5 protein-coding genes are annotated in these 5,657 nt (G+C 54.8%); 3 read left to right on the forward strand and 2 right to left on the reverse strand.

Annotated features, from left to right (window positions below; genetic code table 11):
• Both RTK32_RS18075 and mutH read right to left on the reverse strand, forming a co-directional pair.
• Nucleotides 1-416 (reverse strand): TerC family protein (locus RTK32_RS18075; protein ID WP_312046419.1); only part of this gene is annotated, 416 nt, incomplete at its 3' end.
• Nucleotides 417-485: 69 nt separating this feature from the next.
• The gene (mutH, locus tag RTK32_RS18080) at nt 486-1,172 is read right to left on the reverse strand and encodes a DNA mismatch repair endonuclease MutH (protein ID WP_312046421.1); all 687 of its coding nucleotides are present in this window, start codon (nt 1,170-1,172) and stop codon (nt 486-488) included.
• A 686-nt stretch (nt 1,173-1,858) separates the two neighbouring features.
• Here mutH and rppH point away from each other — a divergent pair.
• From rppH to lgt, 3 genes are all read left to right on the forward strand, one after another.
• Nucleotides 1,859-2,383 (forward strand): RNA pyrophosphohydrolase, encoded by a 525-nt coding sequence (gene rppH / locus RTK32_RS18085; protein ID WP_125287387.1) that lies wholly within the window; start codon nt 1,859-1,861, stop codon nt 2,381-2,383.
• A gap of 11 nt (nt 2,384-2,394) precedes the next feature.
• On the forward strand, nt 2,395-4,641 hold the full coding sequence (ptsP, locus tag RTK32_RS18090) for a phosphoenolpyruvate--protein phosphotransferase (RefSeq protein ID WP_312046423.1): 2,247 nt from the start codon (nt 2,395-2,397) through the stop codon (nt 4,639-4,641).
• Nucleotides 4,642-4,776: 135 nt separating this feature from the next.
• Nucleotides 4,777-5,657 (forward strand): prolipoprotein diacylglyceryl transferase (gene lgt, locus RTK32_RS18095; RefSeq protein ID WP_312046425.1); only part of this gene is annotated, 881 nt, incomplete at its 3' end.

The following is a 5,657-nucleotide window of genomic DNA, read 5'->3' on the forward strand; positions in this document are numbered from 1 at the left end:
CTGAAGATGATATCCAGCAGCATAATCTGCACAATCGCGCCGACGAAAGAATGCACATTGCTCTTATGTTCTTCTTCGCCGCCTTCTATTGTTTCATGGATCTCCATGCTGGATTTCCACAGCAGAAAAAGCCCACCAAGCAGCAGAATTAAATCACGTGCGGAAAAAGCATGGTCCATCAGTGTAAACAACGGCGTGGTCAGGCGGATGACCCAGGCAATAGAGGCCAACAGGCCCAGACGCATCAGCATGGCACCCATCAGGCCGATACGGCGCGCGGAATTCTGCTGCTGTTTGGGGAGTTTAGCCACCACCAGAGAAAGGAAAATAATATTATCAATACCCAGAACGATTTCCAGAATCGTCAGTGTACCCAGCGCCAGCCAGGCGTTGGGATCGGCAATCCAGTCAAACATACAAACATTGTATCCTAAACGAAAGTTAAACGAAGAGTATACCCATCCGGATGCCGGTCAGCTAACGCTTCACAGTAAAAAATGGCGGGCCAGTAAAGGCGCAGTAAACGTTTTTTTCAGATAGAAGCCTCGGGGTAACGTCAATACGGGCTGGCCGTTTTCGCCAATGCCTTCCGTCAGCGCTTTGCTGTTGGCGGCTTTGGGGCGGATTTGCAGTACTTCGCCGTGGCGGGCAGTAATGCGCTCTACCTGTCCCAGTACGATCATGTCCATCAGCTCTTCCCAGTCATGTCGCAGCAGCAATTCCTCTTCTTCACTCGGGCTCCAGAGCAGTGGCGCACCTACGCGTCGTTCGGCCAGCGGAATCGCCCGATCGCCTTCCACCGGTATCCACAATACTCTTGCCAGCTTGTGACGCACATGGCTGGTTTCCCAGACCAGACCGCTATTGCCGGTCAGCGGGGCCACGCATACAAAAGTGGTTTCCAGGGGACGGCCCTGAGCGTCAATGGGGATGGTTTTCAGCTCCACGCCGATCTCGGCAAAATCCTGCTCGGGCTTGCTGCCCGCGCTGGCGCCCAGGTAACGTTCCAGCAGCATTCCCACCCAGCCTTTATCGCGGCGCAAGTCAGGTGGGATGGTCAGCCCTGCACGCAGCGCCAGCTCACCCAGCGTAAAGCCAGCCAGCTGGCGTGCGCGTTCCAGTAACGCGGTTTCGTTTTCCGGAGGTAAAACCGGAGAAAAATAGTCTGGCATAGCCTGCTCTTCGCTATTGGTTAAAAAATGAACAGTGATTTTTCGTCTTAAAAGGGATGCGTTTTCCCCTGAGGAAAAGCGCAATAATAGCATGATTAATCGCAGCTTTTTCTTGCCGCTTTGGGGGCGCGCACGGTAAATCAAAAAGGTTATGCCTTTCTGCGCACCGACAATGAACAGGATCTTACACGTAGTTATCCACAGAAAAATGGGATAAGTCGATTTTTAAAATAATACTGTTTCGATTTACAGGCTTGACGCCGCGTTTTTAACCGGTCTGCTATATTTTTTGTCCAGGATAGCAACATATCCTGTGGATAAAAAAAGCGATGTTCGATCTTTCACCACCTGTCTGATAAGGTTGTCAGGTACCCCATCAAAGAGGGGGGAAGCAGGTGGGGTAATTGGATAAATCCCAATATTTATAATACGTTAAACTAATCGGCAACCTTCGATTGGATAATGCCGGTTAGAGTTTTCCCCAACGGCCAGGGGAGTTCTGCACAAAGATATCCACAGAAAAGGTGAATAAGATCGGGTAAAAGAGGGGATTTCTGTTTATAACTTTTGCAATTGTGCCAAGTTATCCCGCATTCGCCGGGCGTAACGCCCCAAAAGCAGTGGTTTACCGTCTGTAAGGAGTATGAAACAATCAGGCTATCCGAGTATGAGTTTGAGGTAGTCCAGTGATCGATGATGATGGCTACCGCCCGAATGTTGGTATCGTAATTTGTAACAGGCAGGGACAAGTGTTGTGGGCCAGAAGATATGGCCAGCACTCCTGGCAGTTTCCTCAGGGAGGCATCAACCCTGGCGAAACGGCAGAACAGGCGATGTATCGAGAACTCTTTGAGGAAGTCGGTTTGCACCGCAAAGATGTGCGCATCCTTGCCTCTACCCGAAACTGGTTACGCTATAAGTTGCCAAAACGTTTGGTGCGTTGGGACACAAAGCCGGTTTGTATCGGCCAGAAACAGAAGTGGTTTCTTCTGCAACTCTTGTGCAATGACGCGGATATCAACATGCAAACCAGCAGCACGCCGGAGTTCGACGGCTGGCGATGGGTTAGCTTCTGGTATCCGGTACGTCAGGTTGTCTCCTTTAAACGCGACGTTTATCGCCGGGTGATGAAGGAGTTCGCCAGCGTGGTGATGCCGCTGCAGGAGAATGCCGTACCGCGAAATACGCCTTATCGGCGGAAGAGAGGGTAAGCCGCTCAGATATGCTTATACAGCTGCGCGAGATAGTGGAGAAAGTGGCAGGAGCGCCCCGGCTGACCGAGGCGCTCGACATTCTGGTCAGTGAAATCTGCCTGGCGATGGATACCGAAGTCTGTTCGGTCTATCTGGCCGATCACGACCGTCGCTGCTATTACCTGATGGCGACGCGCGGCCTGAAAAAGCCGCGTGGCCGCACCGTCGCGCTGGCTTTCGACGAAGGGATTGTCGGGCTGGTGGGCCGTCTGGCTGAACCTATCAACCTTGCCGATGCGCAAAGTCACCCCAGCTTCAAATATATCCCCTCCGTAAAGGAAGAGCGCTTCCGCTCTTTCCTCGGCGTGCCGGTGATCAGCCGTCGCCAGCTGTTGGGCGTGCTGGTTGTTCAGCAACGCGAGCACCGCCAGTTTGACGAGAGCGAAGAATCGTTTCTGGTAACGCTGGCCACGCAAATGGCCACCATCCTTTCTCAGTCGCAGCTTAATACACTGTTCGGACAGTATCGACAAACCCGCGTACGCGCGCTGGCCGCCGCGCCCGGCGTTGCGGTAGCGGCAGGTTGGGTGGAAAGCAACCAGCCGTCGCTGGATACCGTCTCGGCGGCCTCCACGTTGGACCCGGTGCGCGAACGTGAAAGGCTGTCGCTGGCGATGGACGAGGCTTCCGGCGAGTTTCGCCGTTACAGCAAACGTTTCACTTCCAGCGTGCATAAAGAAAGCGCCGCTATTTTCGATCTCTATTCACACCTGCTTAGCGATAACCGACTGAAAAAAGATCTCTATGCAGAAATCGACAGCGGTTCCGTGGCGGAATGGGCGGTAAAAAAAGTTATTGAGAAGTTCGCCGCACAGTTTGCCAGCCTGCAGGACAGCTATCTGCGTGAAAGGGCGGGCGATTTGCGTGCGCTGGGACAGCGTTTGCTGTTTCACCTCGACGACACCATGCAGGGCACGAATACCTGGCCTGAACGCTTCGTGCTGGTGGCCGATGAGCTGACCGCCACAACCCTGGCCGAGCTACCGCACGATCGCCTGGCGGGCGTGGTTGTCAGAGACGGTGCCGCCAACTCGCATGCGGCGATCATGGTACGGGCAATGGGCATTCCTACCGTGATGGGTGCCGATATTCAGCCCGAAGCGCTTAACGGCCGACTGCTGATTGTGGATGGCTATCGCGGTGAGCTGCTGGTGGATCCAGAACCCGTGCTGGTGCAGGAATACCAGCGGCTGATTAGTGAAGAAAACGAGCTGAGCAAGCTGGCGGAAGACGTGGTCGAACGTCCGGCGGCGCTGAAGTCGGGCGAGCCGATAAAAGTCATGCTCAATGCCGGTTTGAGCGCGGAGCATGAGCAGGCGCAGGGCGGCCGCGTGGATGGGGTCGGGCTTTACCGCACGGAAATCCCCTTTATGCTGCAAAACGGTTTTCCTTCCGAGGAAGAGCAGGTTGCGCAGTATCAGGGCATGCTGCAGCTCTTTCTGGAAAAGCCGGTTACGCTGCGCACGCTGGACATCGGTGCTGACAAGCAGCTGCCCTATATGCCGATAAGCGAGGAAAACCCTTGCCTGGGCTGGCGCGGTATCCGATTGACGCTGGATCAGCCGGAAATCTTTCTGGTACAGGTACGCGCCATGCTGCGCGCTAATGTCGCCAGCGATAATCTCAGTATTCTGCTGCCGATGATCACCAGCATCGATGAAATCGACGAAGCGCTCAGGCTTATCGAGCGCGCCGGCAAAGAAGTCGGGGAGATGTTGGGCTATCACATCCCCAGGCCGCGCGTCGGCGTGATGATTGAAGTGCCTTCCATGATCTTTATGATCGGTCACCTTGCAAAGCGGGTCGACTTTATCTCGGTAGGCACTAACGATCTGACACAATATCTGTTGGCCGTCGATCGCAATAATACCCGCGTCGCCAACCTGTACGACAGCCTGCATCCGGCGATGCTGCGCGCGCTGAAAACCATTGCGGAAGAGGCGAAGCGGGCCAAAATCGAACTCTGCCTGTGCGGCGAAATGGCAGGGGATTCCAGCTGCGTCGCGCTGCTGGTAGGGCTGGGTTATCATCATCTGAGCATGAATGGACGCAACGTCGCCCGGGTGAAATATCTGCTGCACCACATCGATTACGAAGAGGCACAGAAGCTGGCCGAAGCGGGTCTGCAGGCGGAACAGGCCAGCCAGGTGCGCCATCTGGTCGCCGCTTTCATGGAGCGACGCGGACTGGGCGGCCTGATCCGCGGCGGTCGTTAGCCGCTTATTAAAGTTTACAGTTCCATCAGGCCGCCTCGTGCGGCCTGTGCTATTATGCGCGCCTCTGCGCGGCGCCGCACGTGCGCTTTATTCATTCCGTCACCTGAGATCAGGGACTATTAATAATGGTGAAAGATGACTAACGGCTATCTGGCTTTCCCCCAATTTGATCCGGTAATTTTCTCTGTCGGGCCGATTGCCCTGCACTGGTATGGCCTGATGTATCTGGTCGGCTTTGTCTTTGCCATGTGGCTGGCCGTACGCCGCGCCAACAAGCCGGGTAGCGGCTGGAAAAAAGAAGAGGTTGAAAACCTGCTGTACGCAGGGTTTCTTGGCGTCTTCCTGGGCGGCCGCATTGGCTACGTGCTGTTTTATAACCTGCCGCTATTCCTGGATAATCCGCTCTATCTGTTTAAGGTCTGGGATGGCGGTATGTCGTTCCACGGTGGCCTGATCGGCGTGATTTGCGTGATGCTTTGGTTCGCTCACCGTACTAAACGCAACTTCTTCCAGGTTGCGGATTTTATTGCGCCGCTGATCCCGTTCGGACTGGGTGCAGGCCGCCTGGGCAACTTTATCAATGGTGAACTCTGGGGACGCGTGGCGCCCGATCTGCCGTGGGCAATGTTGTTCCCTGGCTCGCGTGGTGAAGACGTAGCGCTGACGGCTACTCATCCGGAATGGCAATCTCTGCTGTCGACCTATGGCGTGCTGCCTCGCCATCCTTCCCAGCTTTATGAGCTGCTGTTGGAAGGCGTGGTGCTGTTTATCATTCTGAATGTATTTATCCGTAAAAACCGTCCGATGGGCGCGGTATCAGGCCTGTTCCTGATCGGCTACGGCGTATTCCGCTTTATCGTGGAGTATTTCCGTCAGCCAGACGCCCAGTTGGGCCTGTTCGACAATTTTATCAGCATGGGGCAAATCCTTTCGACGCCGATGATTATCGCCGGCGCCATTATGATGATTTGGGCCTATCGCCGTCGTACCGTGCAACAAGTTCGTGAGGAAAAATG

Origin of the sequence: Erwinia sp., from assembly GCF_031978025.1 — a bacterium.
GTDB lineage: Bacteria > Pseudomonadota > Gammaproteobacteria > Enterobacterales > Enterobacteriaceae > Erwinia.